Origin of the sequence: Streptomyces sp. NPDC047917, from assembly GCF_043204345.1 — a bacterium.
Lineage (GTDB): Bacteria > Actinomycetota > Actinomycetes > Streptomycetales > Streptomycetaceae > Streptomyces > Streptomyces sanglieri.
The window spans coordinates 617,700-641,759 of record NZ_JBIDCA010000003.1 but is presented as its reverse complement, the minus strand read 5'-3'; the positions used below and the strand labels follow the sequence as shown (position 1 = coordinate 641,759).

12 protein-coding genes are annotated in these 24,060 nt (G+C 72.4%); 3 read left to right on the top strand and 9 right to left on the bottom strand.

Features of this window, described 5'->3' with window-relative positions:
• Positions 1-27 precede the first annotated feature (27 nt).
• The gene (locus ACGF8B_RS09630; RefSeq protein ID WP_392736359.1) at positions 28-1,947 is read left to right on the top strand and encodes a glycoside hydrolase family 5 protein; all 1,920 of its coding nucleotides are present in this window, start codon (positions 28-30) and stop codon (positions 1,945-1,947) included.
• Positions 1,948-2,143: 196 nt separating this feature from the next.
• On the top strand, positions 2,144-3,052 hold the full coding sequence (gene argB / locus ACGF8B_RS09625) for an acetylglutamate kinase (RefSeq protein WP_392736357.1): 909 nt from the start codon (positions 2,144-2,146) through the stop codon (positions 3,050-3,052).
• 19 nt (positions 3,053-3,071) lie between these two features.
• On the opposite strand, the gene ACGF8B_RS09620 is transcribed toward argB, so the two are convergent.
• Together ACGF8B_RS09620 and ACGF8B_RS09615 are read right to left on the bottom strand one after the other, a co-directional pair.
• Complete coding sequence (locus tag ACGF8B_RS09620) at positions 3,072-3,617, bottom strand: GNAT family N-acetyltransferase (protein WP_392736494.1); 546 nt, start codon at positions 3,615-3,617, stop codon at positions 3,072-3,074.
• Between the two features lie 137 nt (positions 3,618-3,754).
• Positions 3,755-3,964 carry an MbtH family protein gene (locus ACGF8B_RS09615; protein WP_124721394.1) on the bottom strand — a complete coding sequence of 70 codons (210 nt, stop codon included), beginning with the start codon at positions 3,962-3,964 and terminating at the stop codon, positions 3,755-3,757.
• Between the two features lie 171 nt (positions 3,965-4,135).
• Between ACGF8B_RS09615 and ACGF8B_RS09610 the strand changes: the two genes are divergently transcribed.
• Positions 4,136-5,218, top strand: coding sequence for an alpha/beta hydrolase-fold protein (locus tag ACGF8B_RS09610; RefSeq protein ID WP_392736355.1), 1,083 nt, complete (start codon positions 4,136-4,138; stop codon positions 5,216-5,218).
• Between the two features lie 51 nt (positions 5,219-5,269).
• Here the strand turns inward: ACGF8B_RS09610 and ACGF8B_RS09605 are convergent, their stop codons facing one another.
• From ACGF8B_RS09605 to ACGF8B_RS09575, 7 genes are all read right to left on the bottom strand, one after another.
• The gene (locus ACGF8B_RS09605) at positions 5,270-6,970 is read right to left on the bottom strand and encodes an ABC transporter transmembrane domain-containing protein (RefSeq protein WP_392736353.1); all 1,701 of its coding nucleotides are present in this window, start codon (positions 6,968-6,970) and stop codon (positions 5,270-5,272) included.
• Positions 6,957-17,858 carry an amino acid adenylation domain-containing protein gene (locus ACGF8B_RS09600; protein ID WP_392736351.1) on the bottom strand — a complete coding sequence of 3,634 codons (10,902 nt, stop codon included), beginning with the start codon at positions 17,856-17,858 and terminating at the stop codon, positions 6,957-6,959. Before ACGF8B_RS09600 ends, ACGF8B_RS09605 begins: the two co-directional genes overlap by 14 nt.
• Before the next feature lie 71 nt (positions 17,859-17,929).
• Positions 17,930-19,717: an ABC transporter ATP-binding protein gene (locus ACGF8B_RS09595; RefSeq protein ID WP_392736349.1), complete on the bottom strand. Its 1,788-nt coding sequence runs from the start codon at positions 19,715-19,717 to the stop codon at positions 17,930-17,932.
• Positions 19,718-19,763: 46 nt separating this feature from the next.
• Positions 19,764-20,813 (bottom strand): iron-siderophore ABC transporter substrate-binding protein, encoded by a 1,050-nt coding sequence (locus ACGF8B_RS09590; protein WP_392736348.1) that lies wholly within the window; start codon positions 20,811-20,813, stop codon positions 19,764-19,766.
• A gap of 148 nt (positions 20,814-20,961) precedes the next feature.
• On the bottom strand, positions 20,962-21,807 hold the full coding sequence (locus ACGF8B_RS09585; protein WP_392736493.1) for an ABC transporter ATP-binding protein: 846 nt from the start codon (positions 21,805-21,807) through the stop codon (positions 20,962-20,964).
• An 84-nt stretch (positions 21,808-21,891) separates the two neighbouring features.
• Complete coding sequence (locus tag ACGF8B_RS09580; protein WP_392736346.1) at positions 21,892-22,953, bottom strand: FecCD family ABC transporter permease; 1,062 nt, start codon at positions 22,951-22,953, stop codon at positions 21,892-21,894.
• Positions 22,950-24,008 (bottom strand): FecCD family ABC transporter permease, encoded by a 1,059-nt coding sequence (locus tag ACGF8B_RS09575; protein ID WP_392736344.1) that lies wholly within the window; start codon positions 24,006-24,008, stop codon positions 22,950-22,952. The genes ACGF8B_RS09580 and ACGF8B_RS09575 overlap by 4 nt, the downstream gene beginning before the upstream one ends.
• Positions 24,009-24,060: the final 52 nt, after the last annotated feature.

Below are 24,060 nucleotides of genomic sequence, written 5' to 3'. Positions count from 1 at the left end.
CGTGACCCCGGACCGCCGAAGGGCACCGTGAAAACAACACTCCTCGGGGCCGTGCTGGCCGCAGGCCTGCTGGCCACGGCCCTGGCCGCACCGGCCGCCGCCTCCCGCGCAGCGGACACCGCCACCACTTCCGCGACGACCGGCACCGCCCTCGCCGACAGCTGGACGCCGCCCCTCAGCACACGCGGCCGGTACATCGTCGACGCCGACGGCGACCGGTTCAAGCTCAAGTCGGCCAACTGGCACGGAGCGCAGGGCTCGTGGAACGGAACGGGGGACATCGACGACCCCGCGAACCACAACGCGTCCGAGAAGTCCGACCAGATGCCGCTCGGCCTCGACCGCGTACCCGTCGCCACCATGCTGTCGGACTTCCATGAGCTCGGCATCAACAGCATCCGCCTGCCGTTCTCCAACGAGATGCTGCACGACCGGCGCCCGGTCTCCGACGCGGCGGTCGCCGCCAACCCCCGGCTCCGCGGCAGGACCCCGCTCCAGGTGTTCGACGCGGTGATCGACGCCACGACCGCCGAGGGCTTCGCGGTCGTGCTCAACAACCACACCAACACCTCACGTTGGTGCTGCGGCCTCGACGGCAACGAACGCTGGAACACCGGCCGGAGCACCGCGCAGTGGGAGGCCGACTGGCTGTTCCTGGCCAAGCGGTACAAGGACAACAAGCGCGTGGTGGGTGCCGACCTGTACAACGAGGTGCGGCGTACGATCACCGACGACGCCAACTGGGGGTGGGGCGACGACCACGACTGGTGGGCCGCTTCCCAGCACCTCGGCGACCGGCTGCTCACCGAGGCCGACCCCGATCTGCTGGTGATGGTCGAGGGCATCAACTGGCAGGGCATACCGGCCGACGGCCTGCCGCACGGACGGCCGACGCTGGAACCGGCCCGCACCCTCTCGCACACGCTCGTGGCATCGGACAAGCTCGTCTACTCGGCACACTTCTACGGTTACACCGGTCCCAGCCACACCGGGGCGACCGGCACCGGCGAGACACACGACTGGCGCTACCAGGAGCTCTCGCGCGACGAACTGTTCGCGACGCTGCGCCGGCAGGCGTTCTTCGTCTCCTCCGACACCGGGCAGCACTACACCGCGCCGCTGTGGATCAGCGAGTTCGGCATCGGCGCCGACGAGACGAACCCGCAGGCGCGCGCCTGGTTCGGCAACTTCGTCGACTACCTGGTGGCGAACGACACCGACTTCGCCTACTGGCCACTGGTCGGGTTCACCGGACACGGGCACTGGAAGCTTCTCGACTACGACACCGACGGCAAGCGCTCGGGCATTCTCGACGGCGACGACTGGCGCACCGCCGACTGGAAGCGGCTGGTCGCCGCGCCCGGCAGGACCGGGGCGGTGCCGGCGGAGCGGCGCTGGAACATGCTGAACCTCGACCACGCGGACGCCGTGCAGTCGCTCCGGGGGCGTTCCGGGGGCGACTGGGACCCGGGAGCCCGCAAGGGCGTGTGCCCGGACGGGCAGCGGATCATCGGCCTGTCCCACCGCGACGGCCGCGGCCTCTGCACGGACGCGGGTGCGCCCGGTACCGCGAACCCGGAAGGCGGGTCCACCGTCGTGACGGACGAGCGGTACGTCCAGCAGGGCGACTGGGCATCCGGCTACACCAAGTTCCAGTGCCCCCAGGACCGGTTCATGACCGGCTACAGCGTTCGCGGCCAGGCCGTCTCGGGTGTGCTGTGCGCCGCCTCGTCGCGTCCGCTGCCGACGACGGGCCGCACCGTGTGGTTCGACCGCGGCGACGACCGCCCGGCCGGCGGCCCCGGGGGCGAATTCGCGTCCGGCGACTACAAGGGGCAGTGCGCCACCGGCGAGTACGCGGCGGGCATCGCCTTCACCGGCGCGTGGGCCAGGGGGAAGACGCCCGACGCCCTGCTCTGCCGGGTGCTGACCGCGTCCGCGACCTGATGCCCCTTCGCCCTCACGATGGTCACCACCCTTGGCGCGGGCATGGCTCCCACCCCGGCGGGCGTCGGCGGTGACGGCAGGAGGTGTGGTGGCCGCCGCGGTCGCGACGGGACAGCTCCTGACGCGATACCCACTTAGGCTAGGCTAAGTTGAGTGAGATCGGTGGTTCGGACGAACGACCAGGGTGGGGGCAGACATGGGACCGGCCGTCACGGAACGCGCGAGCGCGCGTCCGTCCGCGAGGCCGAACTTCCGGCCGGAGGAACCGCGAAGCGGCACGGTCGTCGTCAAGTTCGGCGGCAACGCCATGGTGGACGCGGAGCTGCAACGGACCTTCGCCCGGGATGTCGTGGAGTTGTGGCACACGGGCCTGCGCCCCGTCGTCGTCCACGGCGGCGGGCCGCAGATCAGCTCGATGCTCGACCGCCTGGGCCTGGAGACCCGCTTCGAGGCGGGCCTGCGGGTCACCACTCCGGAGACCATGGAGGTGGTGCGCATGGTGCTGAGCGGCCGGGTCCAGCGCGAACTGGTCAGCCACATCAACACCCATGGGCCCTACGCCGTGGGCATGACGGGGGAGGACGCGCACACCATGACGGCGGTGCGGCGGCCGGCCTGGGTGGACGGCCGGGCGGTGGACATCGGCCTCGTCGGTGAAGTCGTGGACGTCAACCCGGGCATGGTGGGCACGCTCCTGGAGCAGGGACACATCCCGGTGGTCTCCCCCGTGGCGCGCGGCGAGGACGGAGAGGCCTACAACGTCAACGCCGACCTGGCCGCGTCGGCACTCGCCGTGGCCCTCGGTGCCGAGCGGCTGGTGATGCTCACCGATGTGGCCGGGCTGTACGCGGACTGGCCGCACAGCACCGAGGTGATAGGGCAGTTGACGGCCGATGCGCTGGACGGGCTGCTGCCGGGGCTGGCCGGCGGAATGCTGCCGAAGATGGAGGGCTGCCTGCGGGCCGTCCGCGGCGGTGTCCGCAAGGCGCAGGTGCTCGACGGCCGCGTACCGCACGCCGTGCTCCACGGCGTCCTCGGCGAGACCGGCCCCGGCACCACGGTCGTTCCCGGCGACGGCCCGGACCACGGCAAAGACGCCGCCTGACCCGGGCCCGGACCCGTGGTCAGAGGTTCGTCGAAAGGATCCGCGCGTTGCGACGGGGGTCCAGGGACTCCGCCCAGGACGTGGGCGCCGAGCGCGCGCTCGTGGGCACGAAGCCGTACTGGAGGAACAGGTCACCCCCGCCGGTCGTCGCCGTGAACAGGGCGCCGAGCGACCGGGCGCGCGCCGTGGCCAGCGCTGCGCGCAGGAGCCCGGCGCCCACCCCGTGCCCCTGCCGGTGCCCGGCCACGCAGAAGTTGTACAGAACGCCCACGGCACCGTGCGCCTCTCCCGGGCCCGCCGGGTACACCCGCAGACCGACAGCGCCCTCGACGGGGCACCCGGGACCCTGCGCCACGAGAAAGTCGGCCGCGTGGACGGCGTAGACCGAGGCCGGCCGCTCCCGCAGCGCCCCCGAACGGACGAACGGCCGTGACAGTACGGCGAGTTCGGCGGCGTCCTCCGCACGGGCGGGACGCACGGAGTGTGTCGCCACGGGGAGCGCGGAGAGCACGGGACGCAGTGGGGCGGGGCGCGGCGGGGCATGGCGCGGCGGGGCCGTGATCAAGACTTTCCTCACTCGGTTCACGATCGGAACCCGGTTCACGATCGGAGATCTGCTCGTCGCGGTGCCGCTCCGAGGCGCCGGACGCAGGCACCGACGAGCCCTTCCCGCAGGCGAGGGCGGGGTTACGCCGTGCCGGTTCAGTCGGTGGCCGCCGCGAGGGACCGGGGTCGCAGATCGGTCCAGTGGGTCTCGATGTAGTCCAGGCAGGCCTCTCGGCCGTTCTCGTCGAAGGCGATCGTCCAGCCGCCGGGCACCTCGGCGAAGGAGGGCCAGAGCGAATGCTGTCCCTCGTCGTTCACCAGGACCAGGAAACGGCCTTCGGGGTCGTCGAAAGGATTGGTGCTCATGTGTCGGGGCCTCCTCGGGGCCGACGGGCCGGTGACGGCGGCGTCGTGAGTGTGCGTCAGGGCTCGGGTGCGGGCGGTATCGGGAACAGAGGGAGCCAAATCATTAGGTTAGGCTCACCTAATACGGACTGAGCCTAACCTCTTCCCCTTCCCTCTCACAAGGAGACGCCGATGCACCTGGTGAGCCCCTTCGCCGGGTTCGGACTGCCCGGCGAGCCCGGCACCGACGAGTTCTGGGCGGCGGCCCGGACCCCCGTGTCGGTACCCGACGGCGTCGGCTGGCGGACCCTCTTCCTCCGGCGCGGCAGCGAGGCCCTCATCGACTTCGAGAGCTGGTCGCCGCCGGTCCCCCTGCGCCGGTGGGCCGGCACGGACTGCTGGTACGCCGAAGTGCGCATGCCCGCACGGCTGCGGGTGACCTACCGGTTCATCGCGGACGGCGCCGCCTGCGCCGACCCCTTCAACCCGGTCGGGGCCGGCGGCGACCGGTCCATCGCCGCGACCCCGGACGCCCCGGCCCAGCCGCACTGGCCGGCCGTGGGCGCCGACGACGTACTGCCGCTCCCCCGCACCCGGCTCCGCTGGGCGAGCGAGCGGCTCGGCGGGCGGCGCACCGTGCGCGTCCACCCGGTGGGCGGCGGCGGGCCGGTGGTCCTGCTGCTCGACGGGGACGACTGGCTGCATCTGCACCCGGCGATGACCGCGTTCGACTCGGCCGCCGCCTGCGGCGGGATGCCGCCCGTCACCCTGGTCTTCCTGCCGTCCAAGGACCGGCAGGCCGAATTCGGATGCAGGCCCGAGCTGTGGGAGGCGGTCCGGGACGAACTGCTGCCGCTGGTCGCGGAATCCGGTGTCCCCGCCGACCCGGACCGACTGGTGGTGGCCGGGCAGAGCCTGGGCGGGCTGAGCGCGCTGTACGCGGCGCTGGAGTTCCCGGACCTGGTCTCGCGGATCGCCTGCCAGTCGCCGTCCTTCTGGTGGGCGCCGGGCGCGGAGGACCGGCCGGACCCGTTGGGCGGACCGGTCGGGGGCGCTGTCGTCGCGCGGCTGCGGAGCAGCCCCGACCTGTCCGGTCTGCGCTGCGCGTTCGACGTCGGGGAGCACGAGACGCGGATGCTGCCGCACTGCGAGCTGACCGAGGCGCTGACCGAGCGGGCCGGTGCGACGGTACGGGTGTCTCGGTCGGCCTCGGACCACGACCGGGCGGGCTGGCGCCACGCCCTGCTCAGGGACGTCGCCTGGACCCTCGCCTGAGTTGCGCCGGGGACGTGCACGAGGCATGTCCCCGGCACCGGCACCGGCCTCTCAACGGGCCACGGCCAGGCAGTAGTGCTCGTCGCCGGCCAGCAGGTTGCGGTGGGTGTCCTCGGCGGTGATGACTCCGTCGTCCAGGACGAGCACCCGGTCCGCGGCGTCCAGCAGGGCCGGGCTGCTGGTGAGCACCACCGTGGTGCGGCCGCGACGCAGCTTCGCGACATTGCGGGCGATGAGCTGCTCGGTGACCGCGTCGACGGCCGTCGTCGGGTTGTGCAGGACGAGCACATCGGCGTCGGCGGCCAGCGCGCGGGCCAGGGAGAGCCGTTGGCGCTGTCCTCCGGAGAGGTTCGCCCCGCGGTCACGGACCGCGTAGTCGAGCCCGTCGCGGTGGAGGGCGACGACATCGGTGAGCATGGAGGCCTCGACGGCTTCGGGGATCATCCCGCTCGTTCCCGACGGGTCGATGTTGGTGCGCAGCGTGCCCGCGAAGATCTCCCCGTCGTACGGGTTCACCAGCAGGTGCTCGCGGACCGCCTCGACCGACAGGTCCGCCATCGCCTGCCCGCCGACCCGCACCACTCCGCCGTACGCGTCGGGCGCGACGTTCACGGCGAGGACCGACGCCAGGTCGGCCGCCGCACGCGGCTGGTAGGCGGCGATCGCCACGAACTCCCCGGCAGCCACCTCGAACTTGAGCCCGCTCAGGGCTCCGTGGCGGACGCCGTCGACCGCCAGGCCGCCGCCCGTCGCCGGGCGCTGGGGACCCGGGGTCGTCACCGGCGGCGCGGAGAGCACCAGCGCCATCCGCTCGGCCGAAGCCCGCGCCATCATCACGTACTTGGGCATCTCCGAGAACATCTTGAGCGGTTCGATGATGAACTGCGCGAGGCCCACGGCCATGACGAGTTCCCCGATGGTGATCCGGCCGGCGAACGCCAGCCAGCCCGCCGTCAGCGACACGGCGGCGGCGAGGACCGCGTTGAGGGCCAGCGCGGTGCCCGCGTAGGCGCCGTTCACCCGGGCGACGGTGATCGCCTGGCGCCTGGCGTCCGTGCTGACCCTCCGGTAGGAGCCGAACGCGGCGTGGTTGCCGCCGAATCCGTGCAGCGGGCGCAGGCCCGTGATCAGGTCGGCGACCTTCGCGCCCGCCCGCGCCACCCGGGCCTGCTGTTCGCGGGTGCTGGTGCCGATCCGCTTCGACATCACGGCCAGGACCGACAGGATCGCGAAGGTCCCCACGATCACCAGCAGGCCGAGCCTGATGTCGGCCAGACTCAGCGCGACCGCGGCGACCACCACCGCGACCAGGGAGCTGATCAGCAGCGGCACCACCTCGATGATGTCGGCGGTCTGGTCGGCGTCCTCGGTGGCGATGGTCAGCACTTCGCCGGACTTCAGGTCGATGTCCCTGGCCACCGGCTGGAGCCCGCAGGCGGCCACCCGCACCCGCCAGCGGTGCGCCTCGGTCGTGTTGGCCTTCTGCAGGACGCGCATGCCGAACCGCCACGACAGCGAGACCGTCGTGATGATCACGGCCAGCGCGCCGATCGACAGACCGAGCGCACCGGGACTGCGGTCCTGCATGGTGTGCTCGACGATCAGGCCCAGCGCGATGGGGAAGGCCGTCTCCCCCGCCTGGTACAGGCCCATGAGGACGGTGCCCCGGACCATGGGGCCCACATTGCGGCGCAGCGCGGTCCGCAGGATCTCCGCCCCCGGCCGGGGGCGCTGCGTGTCAGGAGTTTTCATCAAGGTGGCGGGCAATCGCTTCCGGGGTTCGCAGGGTGAACAGATCACGGATCGTGATCACAGGACCGTATTCCCGGCGGAGCAGGCCGGTCAGCCGCACCGCCAGCATGGAGTGCCCGCCGAGGGACACGAAGTCGCTCACCGCGCTCACCTCGTCGTCGTCCAGGTCGAGTGCCTCGGCGAAGTACTCGCAGACCACGGTCTCGGTCCCGGTCTCCGGGCCGCGTTCGCCGGCCGTGGTCAGCGCGCCGAGCGGTCTGGCCTCCGGCAGGGCCCTGGTGTCGGCCTTCCCGTTGACGGTCAGCGGGATGCTGTCGACCTGGGCGTAGTGCGTCGGACGCAGGAAGTCCGGGAGAGCCGCGCCCACTTCGGCGGCGACCCGCGCCAGGTCGGCGCCGTCCAGTACGAGATAGGCGGCCAGCCGGTACGCGCCGTCGACCTGCGGGTCGGGCTGGGCGACCGCTGCGGCGAGACGCACCGCCGGGTGCGCCGCGAACACCGCCTCGACCTCGCCGAGTTCGACCCGGTGTCCACGGATCTTGACCTGCTGGTCGGTGCGGCCCAGATAGGTCAGGTTCCCGTCGGTCCGGCGGATCACCAGGTCCCCGGTGCGGTACATGCGCTCGCCGGGGGCGCCGAACGGGCAGGCGACGAATCGGTGCGCGGTCTGGGCGCTCTGCCCGAGGTAGCCGCGCGCGATGCCGATGCCCGATACGTACAGCTCGCCGGGGACTCCGTCGGGCAGCGGCCGCAGCCACGGGTCCAGTACGTACACCTCGGTGTTGTCGATCGCCACGCCCACCACCGGGTCCTGGCACTCGAAGGTGCCGACGCCGAGGGTGTTGATGGTGTACTCGGTCGGCCCGTACAGGTTGTAGCCGACCGTCCCCCCGGTTCCGGCGAGCCGCTGCCAGAGCGTCGGGGTGACGGCCTCGCCGCCCAGCAGTACCAGTGCCGGGCGCCGTTCCGGGTTGTCGAGCAGGCCCTCGGCCACCAGCTGCTGGGCGTAGGTCGGGGTCACGTTGATGACGTCGATCCCGTGCTCACCGCAGTACTCGACGAGCCGGGGGGCGTCGCGGCGCAGTTCCTCGTCGCAGATGTGGACCTCGTGGCCGTCGGCGAGCCACAGCAGTTCCTCCCACGACATGTCGAACGCGAACGACACGGTGTGGGCGATGCGGAAGACCCGGTGGCCGTGCTCGGCGAGCACCGGTCCGAAGATCCGTCGCTGGTGGTTGATCAGCATGTTGGTGAGGCCGGCGTACTCGGTCACCACGCCCTTGGGCTTCCCGGTCGAGCCGGAGGTGTAGATCGTGTACGCGGGGTGCCGCAGGCGGTCCGGGTCGTCCGGCGCGAACGTCACGTACGGATCGGCCGCGGGCAGCGGGCGGTCCAGCTCGATCAGGTCGCCGCTCAGCCGGGGTGACACCGCGCTCACGGTGAGGATCACCTCGGGCCGGGCGTCCGCGACGATCGCCGCGATCCGCTCGTCCGGGTGGTCCAGTTCCAGCGGTACGTAGGCGGCGCCGACCCGCAGCACGGCGAAGAGCGCCACGATCGAGTCGAGGGAGCGCGGGACCGCGAGGCCCACGGCCGTCTCGGGTCCGATGCCGCGCGCGGCGAGCACCCCCGCCACCGCCCGGCTGCGTTCCTGGAGCTGGGCGAAGGTCAGCGTCGAGCCGTGGGCGACGAGCGCGACCCGCTGCGGATCGCGGTCCGCCGCCCGGTCGAAGCGGTCGACGACGGTGTCGGTGCCGATGTCGGTGCGTGCGGCGGGCGCGGGGGCCGGGGCCGGTCCCGGCAGCGCGCCCAGCCGGCCCGTGGACCGGGCCAGGTCCTCCAGCACCCGCAGGTACTCGTCGAGGAGACGGCGGGCGCCGTCGGGGTCGTCGTCACGGTGCTCCAGCTTGACCGTGAGCCGGTCGCCGGGTGTGACGACCCAGGTGAACGGGTAGTGCGTGGAGTCGTCGGCCCGCACCGAGGTGATGCCGTGCCGGGCGTTCATCTCGGCGAAGGCGTCCAGGTCCAGGAAGTTCTGGAGCACGAACAGGTTGTCGAACAGGGTGTCGTGGCCGCCGGCCCGCTGGATCTCACCGAGTCCCAGGTGCTCGTGGTCCATCGCCTCGACCCGGGCCGCCTGTACGGCGGTCAGATACCCGCCGGCCGTGTCGCCGGGCCGGGCGCGTGTCCACATCGGCACCGTGTTGAGCAGCACGCCGACGATCCCGTGGTGCCCCTCGCCCTCCCGGCCCGAGACGGTCACGCCGAACACCGCGTCACTGCGGCCCGTGCGGGCACCGAGCAGCAGGCCGAACGCACCGGTCAGCACCGAGTTCAGGGTGACGCCGTGCACCCTGGCCGCCTCCCGCAGCAGCTCGGAGAGCTCGGCGGACATCGTGTGCGTGAGGGCGCGCGGCAGCGCGTCGGAGAGGGCCGGGGCCGGTCCGGCGAGCAGGGTCGGACCGGACAGGCCGGCCAGGTGCTCCGCCCAGAAGCGGGTCGACACCTCGGGGTCCTTGGCGTCGAGCGCCCGGGCGTACTCCTCGAAGCCCGGCACGGCCGGGGTAGCGACCGGCGCTTCGCCCGCCACGACGGCCTCGTACGCGTCGAACAGGTCCCGCAGCACGATCTCGCGGGACCAGCCGTCCCAGAGCAGCAGGTGGTAGCTGAGCAGCAGGCCGTCCCGGCCGCCGGGCAGCCGCACCACGGTCAGCCGGACCAGTGGCGGCTCGCCGGGGTCGAAACCCGCCTCGCGGTCGCGGACGCGCAGCGCCTCGGCCTCGGCGTCCGTCGTGAGTTCGACGGTACGGACGTCGACCCGCCGGTCCGCCCTGAGGACCTGGACCGGGTTCCCGTCGTCGTCGGTGGTGAAGCCCGCGCCCACGACCGGGTGGCGCCCGATCACGTACGCCATCGCCTCGGCCAGCGCGCCGGTGTCCAGGCGCCGGTCGAAGGTGAACCAGCTCTGCGCGACGTAGTGTCCGGCCGGGCCGGCCAGCTGGGCCTGGAAGAACAGGCCCCGCTGGAGCGGGGTCACCGGTGCGGTGCGCTCGGCCGTCGCGGCGGCGTCCGCGATGTGCTCCAGTGCGCTGAGCCAGTGTCCGGCGATCGCGTCGGGTATGCCCTCGGCGAGCGTGAACTCCGCGTGCAGGCTTCCGGTGGTGTCGTCGGTCCAGGCGTTGACCTCGACGGCGTACGGGCTGTGCTCCTCGCCGCCGGTGAGGTGGAGGGCCCGGGACTCGCCGCCCCGGCCGAGGTAGTTGAACAGCACCTGCGGGCGGGCGGTCAGCAGCGGGGCGGTCTGCGGGTTGAGGTATCTGAGCCGGCCGTAGGCGAGGTGCCCGGACTCGTCGGGCTGGCGTTCGGCGAGCTCGCGGGCCGCCGCCACGGGGTCGGTGTGCGCGGTGAGCCGCACCGGTGCGATGGCGGTGAACCAGCCGACGGTGCGGGTGTAGTCGTGGTGTTCCAGGGCCGGGACCCGGCCGTGCCGCTCCAGTTCGACCGCGAGATCGGTGGGCGTGGGCTGGACACGGGTCAGCGCGGTGCGCAGCGCGCCGCAGAGCAGTTCGGTGAGGCCCACGCCGAGCGCGACGGGGGCGGTGCGGGTCACCAGGTCGCCCGTCCCGGGGTCGAGTACGACCGTGGTCCTCCGCAGGCCCCGGACCTCGGGCAGCAGTGCGGGCGCCCGGAGGGTGGTGATCCAGTGGCCGAGGCCGTCGGTCTCCCGGGCGGACCGGACGGCCAGCGCCTCGGCGTACTCGGCGTACGGCGTGGTCGGCGGTGCCAGGGGCGTGCCGTTCATCGCGGTGGTCAGGTCGTCGAGGAGGATCAGCCAGGACACCGCGTCGACGGCGAGGTGGTGCACGGTGACGACCAGGGTCCGGCTCGCCGCCAGCCAGGAGAACGCGATGACGTCCCCGGCTCCGGGGTCCAGCCGTCCGGCCGCCTCGTTCGCCGCGGCGGTCGCGTCGGCGGCGTCCGAGGGTACGACGGTGGCCTCGCGGGCGGGTCCGGTGCTCAGCGCCCACACGCCGTGCTCGACGTCCAGCCGCAGCCGGAGCACCGGGTGCGCGGCCACGACGGCGTCGGCGGCGCGCCGGATGTCGGCGAGACCGATGTCCTCGGCCACCGCCAACGCCCGGGCCTGGGCGAACCGGTCGAGCGATCCGCCCAGTTCGCGCCGGCGCAGGACGATCGGGGTCGCCGGCAGCGGGCCGTCCTCGCGGCGGGGCGCCGCGGGCGCCGCCTGCGGGGCGCGCGCGCCCAGGTGGGCGGCGAGTGCGCGCGGTGTCTTCAGCAGGAACACGTCGCGCGGCGCGATCGGCAGGCCGAGCGCCCGGGCCCGGTTGATCACGGTGATGGCGACGATGCTGTCGCCCCCGGCGCCGAAGAAGTCGGTGTCGGCGTCCACGGTGACGCCGGGCAGCGTCTCGGTGAAGATGCCGATCAGCACGGTGAGCGCGGTGTCGGCCGCGGCCACCGGTGCGGTGTCCGGTGCGGCCGGCGTCCCGTCCCCGACGGCACGCTCGGCCAGGGCCCCGCGGTCCAGCTTGCCGTTGACCGTCAGCGGCAGGGCGTCGACCGGCAGCACCCGGCCAGGCACCATGTGGACGGGCAGCTTGGCGGCGAGCAGGCCGGTGAGGTCGTCGGGCACCCGGCCCACGACGTGTGCGACGAGGTGGTCGCCGCCGTCCGCCACGGTGACGGCCGCGTCGACGACGCCGTCGACCTCCCGGACCGCGGACTCCACTTCGCCCAGCTCGATGCGGAAGCCCTTGAGCTGCACCTGGTCGTCGGCCCGGCCGGTGAACTCCAGCTCCCCGTCGAGCGTGCGGCGGGCGAGGTCTCCCGTGTGGTACATGCGGGAGCCGTCGGACGCGAACGGGTCGGCCACGAACCGGCCCGCGGTGAGTCCCGGCCTGCCCAGGTAGCCGAGCGACACCTGGTCACCGGCGACGTAGATGGCGCCGACCCGGCCCGGCGGCACCGGCCGCAGCCGGTCGTCCAGCAGATGGACGACCAGGCCGGGGATCGGACCGCCGATCGGGCTGACGTCGTCACCGGCGGCGAAGTCCTCGTCGGTCAGCACCCGGTGGGTGACATGGACGGTGGTCTCGGTGATGCCGTACATGTTGACCAGCTCGGGCGATCCGGTGCCGTACCGCTCGATCCAGCCGCGCAGCCGCCCGAGGTCCAGCGCCTCGCCGCCGAAGACGATCCGGCGCAGTGCGGTGACCGGTTCACCGGCGTGCCGGTCGGCCTCGACGAACCGGTTGAACGCCGACGGGGTCTGGTTGAGGACGGTCACCCCCCGCTCGCGGACCAGCCGGTGGAAGTCGACCGGGGAGCGGGTCAGCGCGTACTCCGGGACCAGCAGCTCGCCGCCGTGCACCAGCGCGCCCCACAGCTCCCAGACCGCGAAGTCGAAGGAGAAGGAGTGGAACTGGACCCATACGTCGTCCGGGCCGAAGCCCATGTCGGGGGCGGTGTTGGCGAGGAGCGTCACCACGGCGGAGTGCGGGACGGCGACGCCCTTGGGCCGTCCGGTCGAGCCGGAGGTGTAGATCACGTACGCGGGGTCGTGCGGGGCGGCGCCGGGCCCTTCGGTGGCCCGCGGCAGCTCGTCCCCCTGGACGAGCACCCGGGCCTTCACGTCCGCGCGGGCCAGCAGCCGGGTGAAGCGGTCCCGCTGGTCCCGGTCCACGAGCACGACCTGCGGGGCGGCGTCGGCGAGAACGTACTCCAGCCGCTCGTCCGGGTACGCCAGGTCCAGCGGCACGTACGCGCCGCCCGCGGTGACGGTCGCGACCAGGGCGACGACCTGCTCCACGGAGCGCGGGACGGCGACGGCGACCCGCTTGCCGGGGCCGATCCCCGCCGCGCGCAGGATCGAGGCCAACCCGCTGCCCGCTTCGGCCAGTTCGCCGTAGGTCAGGGACCGGGTGGCACCGTCCAGGGCGCACTGGGTGACGGCGGTGGCCGCCGGGTCACGGCGCGCGGCGGCGTCGAACAGCTCGCCCAGGGTCGCCGGGGGGACCGGCGCCGGGCGCCGGGCGGCATCCGGGGCCAGGTCACCGACCGGGGCGTCCGGACGGTCCAGCAGGCCGGTGAGCGTCTCGCCGAAGGTGCGCAGGATCGCCCCGGCGGTCGTCTCGCGCAGCAGCTCACCGTCGTAGATCAGATTGAAGCGCGGCCGGCCCTCGGACGTGCGCTCCACCACCAGCGTCAACGGGTAGTGCGGGGCACCCTCGTTGACGATCCCGGAGATGGTCAGGGTGTGGTCGTCACCGCGCAGCGCGGCCAGGTCGGTCGCGACGTCGAAGACCACGAGGGTGTCGAAGAGGGAGCCGGTGCCGGCCTGGCGGCCGATCCCGGCCAGTGAGACGTGCTGGTGTGCCAGCACCGCGCTCTGGTGTTCCCTGACCGTGGCGAGCAGTTCGCGCGCCGTGGTTCCGCCGGACCAACGGGCGCGGACCGGAACGGTGTTGATGAACAGGCCCACCATGTCCCCGATGCCGGGCAGCTCCGCGTCCCGCCCGGAGACGGTCGAGCCGAAGACCACGTCGTCGGCGCGCAGGATGCCGCCCAGGGTCACCGCCCACGCGCTGTGCACGGCCACGCTCAGGGGCACCCCGGCCGACCGTGCGGCGGCGTCGATGTCGGCGGCGGGCTCCGCGGCGATGTCGGCGAACCGTTCGGAGGGGGTGTGTCCCTCGGCGACCAGCGAGGGACCGGGCAGTGCGGCGAGTTCGCCGCGCCACACCCGGTCGCTCTCGTCCTGGTCGCGTGCGGCGAGCCAGCCCACGTAGTCGCGGTAGCCGCCGAGCGGGTGCACGGTGCCCGGCGCGTGGTACTCGGCCAGCAGCGTGCGGAGCATCGGCGGTACGGACCAGCCGTCGGCGATGATGTGGTGCACGGTCTGCACCAGCACGTCGCGCCCGGAGCCTGCGCGGATGAGCGTGTACCGCATCAACGGCCCGGTGGCCAGGTCGAATCCGGCTCGGCGGTCCCGCTCGGCGTGCTCGCGGATCTCGTCGTCGGTGATGGCGGGGCGGTCCAGCACGGTGAACGGAGCCGGCGTGCCGCTTTCGAGCACGGAGACCACCCGGCCGTCCGCGAGGGCGGTGAACCGGGCGGCCAGGTTGGGGTACAGCGTGAGCAGCCGGGTGGCCGCCGCCGCGAGCCGGCCGGCGTCCACGTCGCCTTCCAGGGTCAGCAGTTGCTGTTCGACATAGCTGCCGGTCGCGTCGTCGTCGAAGACCGAGTGGAAGTACAGGCCCTCCTGGAGGGGTGTCAGCGGCAGGACGTCGCGCAGCGCCGGGCCGTCCAGGTCGTCGACGTCGGCCTGGGTGAGCTCCACCAGCGGGAAGTCGCTGGGGGTGTGGCCGCCCTCTTCGAGCGCGGCCAGGGTGGTCAGGGCGGACCGGAAGTACCGGCCGAGGGTGGTGATGTCCTCGTCGGTGAACATCCCCTCGGGCCAGGAGATGGTGGTGACCAGCCGGTACTCGCCGTCGGTGTCGGGTTCGGCGATCGCGTTGAACTCCAGGGCGCGCGGCAGCCGCATCCTCGGGTCCCGCTTCTCGCCCAGCTGGCCTGTGGTGTGGGCGAGTTGCCAGTCACCGCCGACGCCCGCGTCGAAGCGGCCGAGGTAGTTGAACAGCACCTGCGGCGCCGGGGTGGTGGTCGGTCCGGCCCCGGCCAGGTGGTGCAGGACGCCGTAGGAGACGCCGTTGCCCGGCACCCGGGCGAGGTCCTCCTTGACGGCCTTGAGTGCGGCGGCCAGGTATCCGGGTGCGGTGAGGTCGGCCGCCGCACCGGGGTCCACGGTGACCGGGAAGAGCGTGGTGAACCAGCCGACGGTACGGGACAGTTCGGGCTCGAAGCCGGCGGCCTCGGCCACGGCGCCTCCCTCCCGGCCGTGTCCCTCCAGCTCGATGTGGGCGAAGGTCTGTTCCTGGCCGTGGTCGCGGCGCCACCGGGCGAGGGTGACGGCGAGCGCGGTGAGCAGTACGTCGTTGACGCCCGCGTGGAACCTCGCGGGGACGGCGCCCAGCAGCGCGGCCGTGTCCTCGGGCCCGATGCCGACGGTCCTGGTCCGCTCCCGGGCGACGGTGTCGGCCCCGGTGTGCGCACGCCTGCCCAGCGGTGCGTCCACGCCCGGCAGCGGCCGCTCGTAATGGGTGCGGTCCGCCTCGAAGTCCGTGCGTTCCAGCAACTGGGTCCATCGCCTGAACGACGTGCCCGCCCGCGGAAGTTCGGCCGGGGCGCCCGAGGCGTACCGGTCCCATGCCGTGGCCAGGTCGTCCATCAGGATCCGCCAGGACACACCGTCGATCACGACGTGGTGGGCGACCAGGACCAGTTGCCGCGCCCCTCGGCGCCACACCGCGCGCAGCATCACGCCGTGGTCCGGGTCGAGCCCCTCGGTGGCGAGCGCGACGCACTCCTCCAGCGGGCGGTCGCTCTCCTGCCACCCCACGACGGCCCGGCCGGCCTCGGGGATCTCGAAGCCCCAGCGCTCGCCCCGCACCAGCTCGGCACGGAGCATGTCGTGCCGCCCCAGCACCGCGGCGAGGATCTCGTCGAGCGCCTCGGCGGTCAGCTCCGCCGGGGTGTTGAGCACGACGGACTGCACGAAGCCGTCGACGGCGTCGGTGGTGCGGCCGAGCCACTGCACGATGGGCGATCCCACGACGGAGCCGGTCGCGACATCACCGCGGTCCGTGACGGACACGTCCTCGCGGCTCGCCACCGCGGCCAGCGCCCCGAGGCCGCTGTGGGTGAAGATCTGCCGCACGGTGACGTAGAGCCCGGCGTCCCGCAGTGCGCCGAGCAGCGAGACGGCCAGGATGCTGTCGCCGCCGAGCTGGAAGAAGTCCTGGTCGACACCGACCTGTTCGAGCCGCAGTACCGACGCGACGGCCGCGCACACCGCCCGCTCGTTCCCGGTGACGGGCGCCACGACGGAGCCGGTGCCGATGACGGGTTCCGGCAGGGCGCGCCGGTCGAGCTTGCCGTTCGCGGTGAGCGGGAACTCCGTCATCACGACGAGATGGGTGGGCACCATGTACTCGACCATGTGTCCGGCGGCCCACGACCTGACGTCGTCCGCCCGCAGGTCCTCGTGACCGGCGGCGGGGATCACGTACCCCACCAGGTAGGTGCCGCCCGCGGCGTTCTTCTTCGCGACGACGCAGGTGTGGCGTACCCCGGGGTGTTCCGCGAGGCCGGCCTCGACGTCCTCGATCTCCAGCCGCATGCCGCGGATCTTGATCTGGTTGTCGGCGCGGCCGAGGAAGTCCAGCGACCCGTCCGGGGCGAACCGGGCCAGGTCACCGGTCCGGTACAGCCTGGACCCGTCGGAGGCGAAGGGGTTCGCCACGAACCGGGACGCCGTCAGGCCGGGTGCGTTGACGTAACCGCGCCCCAGGAGGAACCCGCCCGCGTACAGTTCGCCGCCGACCCCGACGGGGACCGGGCGCAGCTCGTCGTCGAGCACGTACAGCTGGGTGTTGGGGTTGGCCCTGCCGATCGATGTCGACATCCGCTCGGCCTCGCCCCGGTAGATGACGTGGGAGACGCCGATGGTCGTCTCGGCCGGGCCGTAGCCGTGGTACAGCGGGATGTCGAGCCGGGTGCGGAACCGCTCGTACAGCTCGGGGGTCAGTACCTCGCCGCCGCACCACACGTGCCGCAGGCTGTCCAGGCAGCCGGAGTCGCCCGCCATCTCCAGGAGCACGTCCAGCATCGACGAGACCAGGTAGGTGAAGGTGACCCGGTGCTCGGCGATCACGCTCAGCAGATGGTGCGGGTCGCGTTCGCCGCCGGGCCGCAGGATCACCAGCCGCCCGCCGGAGACCAGCGGCAGGAAGATCTCGTTGACGGAGATGTCGAAGGAGAGCGGCGCCTTGAACAGCGAGGCGTCGTCGTGGCCGAAGCCGAGGATCTCCTCGACCTGCCACAACAGGCGCTCGCTGATCGCCTCGTGCCGGATCATGGCGCCCTTGGGCCGCCCGGTCGAACCGGACGTGAAGATCACATAGGCCAGGGCCGTGCCGGGGATCTCCCCCTCCGGTCCCTCGGCCGGGTGACCGCCGAACCTCCAGTCGGCGAGATCGACGGCCACCGCGTCGGGTTCGCCCCGGTCGCACTCACCCGAGTCGTTGAGCTGGAGTACGACGCGGGCGTCCTCGACGACGACGGCGCGGCGCGCGGCAGGCCACTGCGGGTCGAGCGGCACGAACGCGCCCTTCGCCCGCAGCACGGCGAGGAGCCCGACGACCATCTCGGCGGAGCGTCCCAGCGAGATCCCGACGACCTGCTCCGCACCGAGTCCGCGCGAGATCAGGTGGTGGGCCAACTGAGCGGAGTACGTGTCCACTTGACGGTAGGTCAAGGAACGGCGCCCATCGATGATCGCGACGTCGTCCGGTCGGCTGCGGGCCTGCTCGCGGAACATCTCCACGACGGTCGGGCGGACCCGGTCGGCCCGGGTGTCGTTCCACCGGGCCAGGGCTTCGATCCTCGCCGCCGGGCCGGACGGGCCGACGGTGCCGACGGGCCGGTCCGGGAAGTCGGCCAGGTCGTCCAGTGCGAGCTGTACGTCGGCGAGGACCGCGCCGGCCGGGACGGTGATGCTCCGGCCGTCCTGACCGGTCTCCCAACCCGCGGTCCCGGCACCACCGTTGTCGACCCAGCCGAGCACATCGGTGAACTGCGTGTCCGGGGTGAGGTCCAGGCCCTCGGGGCCGGCGCCGGTCGCCCAGTACCCCAGTGCGATGGCGCACGCTCCGGCGATGGTCCGGTCACCGTATTCGCCGGTCCGCTGGCGTACGGCGGTCAGGTCAGCGGGAGAAAGCAGCACACGGGGGGCGCTCGGTTCCATCATCGACGACTCAGCATCCTTCCAGGATATGAAAGTTGGCCCAACCCAACTCAGGCTTGCCTACTCGGGCCTGCCTAACTGCCCTCGCGCCAGGCACGCCACAGGCGCGCGTACTGCCCGCCCAGAGCCACCAGCTCCCCGTGCGTTCCCTCCTCCACCACGCGTCCCTCGGACAGCACGGCGATCCGGTCCGCCGCCATCGCCTGGGTCAGCCGGTGCGCCACGAACAGCGTGGTCCGGCCCGAGCAGGCGGCCAGCACGGCCCGTTCGAGTTCGGCGGCGCCCTCGCTGCCCGCCTCCGCGGTCGACTCGTCGAGCACCACCACCGGGGTGCGGCCCAACACCAGCCGGGCCAGGGCGATCTGGGCGACCTTGGTGACATCGAGGCGCTCGCCGCCCTCGCCGACCATGGTGTTCAGCCCGTCGGGCAGGAGCTCCACCCACTCGCCGGCGCCGACCGTGCGCAGGGCATCCAGCAGCCGGTCGTCGCTCGCGCCGGGTGCGGCGAGCCGCAGGTCCTCGGCGAGCGGCCCCGAGAAGACATGGGTCTCCTGCGTCAGGATGCTCACCAGGGCCCGCGCCCCGGCCTCGTCCAGACCGGCGAGGTCCTGCGATCCGATGCGCACCGACCCGGTCTGCGGCGTCCCCGTGCCGGCGACGAGGGCGGCCAGGGTCGACTTGCCCGCGCCCGTCGCGCCCACCAGGGCGAGCGAACCCCCGGCCGGGACGGACAGGTTCACCTCCCGCAGGACCGGTTCGTCGCTGCCGGGATAGCTGAAGGTCAGCCCCTCCACCGTCACCGCGTACGCCCCGGGGTCCGCCTGCGCGACGGACACATCGCCCACCAGCCGGTCCTCCGCGGGCTCCCCCAGCACCCCGACCAGACGGGTGAGGCTCGCGCCGGACTTCTGCGCCTCGTCGAAGGTGAACATGATGGCGCCCAGCGGGGTGAACAGCCGGTGGAACATCAGCGGGGCCGCGGACACCTCGCCCAGAGAGGCGGCGTCGGCCTCCAGCAGGGCGTATCCGACCACGATGATGAGGACCAGTCCGATGAACTCCGCCCGGTTCTCCCGGCCGACGAACCGCCCGAAGAACCGGAACACCTCGACGCCGAGATCGCGCACCCGCCACGACTCCTCGGTGACCTTCTCCCGGACGGCGCCCTCCAGGCGGTACGCCCGTACGGTGTCGATCCCGTCGAGACCGCTGATCAGGGCCTGCGCACGGTCGGCCTGTGCGGCCCGCTGCTTGCGGTAGAGCGGTGCGGAGCGGGGCAGGTACCACCGCAGGGCCAGCGCGTACGCGGGCAGTGCGGCGGCGCCGGCCAGGCCGAGCCGCCAGTCCAGTCCGAACATGCCGACCGTGGCGATGACGACCAGCACGCCCGCCGAGAAAACGGTGGGGATGGCCGCCCTGATGCCCTTGGACAGCACGGCCACGTCGTCACCGACCCGGGACAGCACATCGCCCCGGCCGACCTGTTCGACGCGGGCGCTCGGCATCCCGAGCACCGCGCGTACGGCGCCCTCCCGCAGCCGGGCGAGCAGATCCGCGCCCAGCCGCCCGATCAGATACGTCGAGAGCGCGGTGGCCACCGCGCCGAGCAGCGCGGCGGCCCCCATCAGCACCCCGACCGTGACCAGCACGGAGCGCGACTCGTTCTCGACCACCCCGTCGACCACCTGGCCCAGCAGGAGCACGGGAAGCACCTGGAGCGCCGCCCCGGCCACCGTGGTGAACACGGTGCAGGCCGTCAGCCACGGGGCGCGGCGGCAGTGCGCCACGACCCACGCGGTGGCCTCGCCCCCGGTCGCCGTGCGCAGGGTTGCGGGGGCGGCGGGAGCGTCTGTGGAACTCACACGAAGACCAAATCTCTCCGGGGACGGGGCCGTCCGGTCGGCATTGCTACTTGACCGACTTGACGAGCTCGTCGATCGCGTACGGCAAGGAAAGCAGGGTTCCCTGGGACATCGCGGCACCGACCGCCGGGCCCTCGCTGTCCAGCAGGTACGAGACCTTGCCGTTCTTGACCGCGGGGAGGTTGGTGAACAGCTCGAACTTCTTCAGCGCGTCCGTGTCCGCCTTGTCGTTGATGACGAAGATGCGGTCGACGTCGACCAGGTCGATGCGCTCGGGGGACAGCACGGTGAAGAACTTGCCGTCCGCGACCGAGTCGATCTTGGTCTGGTACTTGAAGCCGGTGCCCGTCACCAGTCGGCCGCGCACGTCGGTGGAGGTGAACGGCGCGACGGAGTCCTTGTACCAGGACAGCGCCACGGCGGTCTGCTTCGCGAACTCCGGGTGCGCCTTGGCGGCCGCGTCGAGCTTGTCCTGGATGCCCTGCACCAGCTCGGTGCCCTCGGACTCCTTGCCCAGCGCCTTGGCGATGTGCACCGCATTGTCCTGCCACGGCGCGCTGAAGGGCTCCTTCTCACCCTTGGTGCGGCCCACCGTCGGAGCGATCTTGGAGAGCTTCTCGTAGGCGGCCTTGTCGATCTCGGAGTAGACCGCGATGATCAGGTCCGGCCGCAGCGAGGCGATCTTCTCGTAATTGGGGCCCGAGTCACCGTTGCTCATGATGACCTCGGGGCGGGTGTCGCCCCACTTGTCCTTGACCCAGGGCCACTGGGTGTTGATGTCGGGGGACTTGCCCGCCGGATTCGGGTACTGGTCCACCATGCCGACCGGTTTGATGCCCAGGGCCAGGATGGCCTGGTCGTCCGTGTAGCCCACGGAGACGACGCGCTTGGGAGCCTTGGTGATCTCCGTGGATCCGAATGCGTGCTCGACGGTGACCGGGAACGCGCCGGAGGAGGCAGCCGGAGCGTCCTCGTTCTTCTTGTCCGCCGAATCGGAACCGCAGCCCGCGAGGAGGCCGACGCCGAGCGTCGCGGCGGCCAGTGTCGCCGCGACTCGCCGCCAGGGCTTCACACGCGTCGTTCGATGGAGAAGCATCCGGTATCCCTTGCTTTCACACAGTCCACTGCACCTCAATGTAAGGGCAGCCAAACCTTATCCTGCTCAAGTGAGGTCAGCCTAGCCTAACCTTTGAACTTTCCCCCATCGGGCATCACTTGGGCCGGTTCTCCCGGAACGCCGGGTTCTACGGGTCGAGCCGGACGTGCGTACGGCCGATCGGCACGATGAGCGGCCGGTCGCCCACCGGGTCGTCGATGACCGTGGCCCGCAGCCCGAAGGCCTCGTCCAGCAACTCGGCGGTGATCACATCGCGCGGGTGCCCCTGCGCCAGGATGGAGCCCGCCCGCATCACGATCAGGTTGTCGCTGTAACGGGTCGCCAGATTGAGGTCGTGCAGCACCATGACCACGGTGCACCCCGACTCGTGCAGATCGTCGACCAGGTCGAGCACGTCGATCGCGTGTGCCAGGTCCAGATACGTGGTCGGCTCGTCCAGCAGCAGCAGATCGGTGCCCTGGGCCAGCGTCATGGAGATCCAGACGCGTTGGCGCTGTCCGCCGGAGAGCGAGTCGACCGGACGGTCGGCCAGCTCGGACACCCCGGTCATGGCCAGTGCGCGTTCCACCACGCCGGCGTCGTCCGACGACCACTGGCGCAGCCAGCTCTGGTGCGGGTGGCGCCCCCTGGCGACCAGGTCGGCCACGGTCAGCCCCTCCGGCGCGACCGGCGCCTGCGGGAGCAGACCGAGCTTCTTCGCCACGTCCCTGGTCCGGAGCCGGCCGATGTCCTCGCCGTCCAGCACGACCGCCCCCGAGGTCGGCTTGAGCAACCGGGTCAGCGTGCGCAACAGGGTGGACTTCCCGCAGCCGTTGGGGCCGATGATCGTGGTGATCACCCCGGGGGGTATCGCCACGTCGAGGCCGTCGATGACCGTCCGGCCGCCGTATCCGACCGTGACGCCCCTGGCCGCCAGCCGTGGTACGTCCTTGACCCCGGCGTCGGTCACGGCGTCGGTTCCGGCATCGGTCACGGCGTCGGTTCCGGCATCGGTCCCGGTGGTGAACTGAGCGGCCACGAGCCCCCCTTGTGTAGATCCGTTCTGCATTCTTGGCGCCTACCTGAGGTTTGCCCGCACCAGCAGGTAGATGAGGAAGGGCCCGCCGATCGCGGCGGTGACCACGCCGACCGGGAGGGTGATCGGCAGCGCCGTGCGCGCGACCAGGTCCGAGCCGATCAGCAGCACCGCACCGACCAGACCGGAGGCCACCATCGGCGGCGTCGGGAACCTCGCCAGACGCATCGCGACCTGCGGCGCCACCAGGGCGACGAACGGGACCGGACCGGCCGCGCTCACCGCCAGCGCGGCCAGCAGGACCGCGCACAGCAGCAGGGCGGCCCGCACCCCGGAGTACCGGACGCCGAGGCCGGCGGCGACCTCGTCGCCGAGGTGCATCGGCTTGAACTGGAAGGCGACGGCGGCCACGACGACGACGAGGACGAGCGTGCCCCAGAACGCCACCCGGACCTCGTCCCACGACCGGCCGTCCAGCGAACCGACCAGCCACGACTGGGCCCTGGCCACGTCCTTGATGTCGGCGGAGACCAGCAGCCAGGTCGTGATCGCCTCCATCACGGCGCTCACCGAGATGCCGATGAGGATGAGCCGGAAGCCGTCGATCCCGCGCCGCCAGGCCAGGAAGTACACCAGCAGACCGGTGCCGAGACCGCCCGCGAGCGCCGCCGCGGGCAGGCCCACCGAGCCGACGACCGCCGCCGCGGTGCCGCCCGACGCCGTGACCAGGAAGACCGCGACCGCGCCGGCTCCCCCGGTGATGCCCAGGATGTCCGGGCTGGCGAGCGGATTGCGTGCGACGGACTGGGTGATCGCCCCGGACATCCCCAGCGCGAACCCCACGACGAGACCGGCCAGGGCGCGCGGCATCCGCAGGTCCATGATCACGAACTCGTCGACCTGTTCGCCCCGGCCGAGGATGGTGGCGATCACCCGGGGCAGCCCGATGGGGAAGTCCCCGACGCCGATGGAGATGCAGAAGATCAGGAAGGCCGCCGCCGCCAGCAGCAGGGTGACCAGGACGAGCCAGGGGCGCCAGACGAACGACACATGGCCGAGCCGTACGCCGGGTGCCACCGATGGGTTCATGTCCGTCCCGTTCATGCGCTCCTGAACTTTCCGCGCCACACCAGAACCGCGAAGAACGGGGCGCCGAGGAGGGCGACCACGACGCCGGCGTCCAACTCGCCCGGTCGCACCACCAGTCGGCCCGCGATGTCGCAGACCAGCAGGATCACGGAGCCGAGCAGCCCCGCGTACGGCACCAGCCAGCGGTAGTCCGGGCCGGTCAGGTGGCGGGCCACGTGGGCCACCATGAGGCCGAGGAACGCGATGGGGCCGCACGCCGTCGTGGCCGCGCCCGCCAGCAGGGTGATGGCGACGATGCCGATGGTCCGGCTCAGCGCGATGTTCACGCCCAGCCCCCGCGCCACGTCGTCGCCCAGGTTGAGCAGGTTGAGGGCGGGCAGGGTGATCAGCGCCAGCACCAGTCCGACCGCGATGAACGCGGTGACCGGCCAGATGACGTCGAATCCGACACCGGCCACGGAGCCCGAGTTCCACAACCGCAGCGCGTTCAGCGACTTCTGGTCGGAGAGCGCGACCGCGGTGGTCATCGCCGCCAGGAAGACCGTGAGCCCCTGCCCGGCCAGCGCGAGCGTCAGCGGGTTGCCCGCGCCCCGGCCGATGCTCGCCAGGCCGAAGACGACGACACCGGCGACCGCCGCCCCGAGGAAGGCGAACCAGACGTACTGGAACGGGTCGGCGAACCCGAACACCGCGATCACCGACACCACGGCGAACGAGGCGCCGGCGTTCACCCCCAACAGGCCGGTGTCGGCTATGGGGTTGCGGGTGTACCCCTGGATCAGCGCACCGCCGACCCCCAGGGCGAGGCCCGCCACGATCGCCAGCACCGTCCGGGGCACCCGGACGGTGTGCACGATGAGCCTGATCTCGGTGAGCCGCCGGTCGGCCTCGGGCGCCGTGAACAGCCCGTGCCAGACCTCGGCGGGGCTCAGCGCACGCGCGCCGACGGCCAGTGACACCGCCGCCGCGATCACCAGGACGGCCAGGAGCGCGCCCAGACCCAGGACCCGCCGCCGGCGGGCCTGTGTCGTACCCCCGGGTGCGGGGCGCTCAACTGCAATCGTGCGCATGTCGACGTTCGTCATCCCTCATGATCCGGCGGGGCGGCCTGGCCTGCCCCGC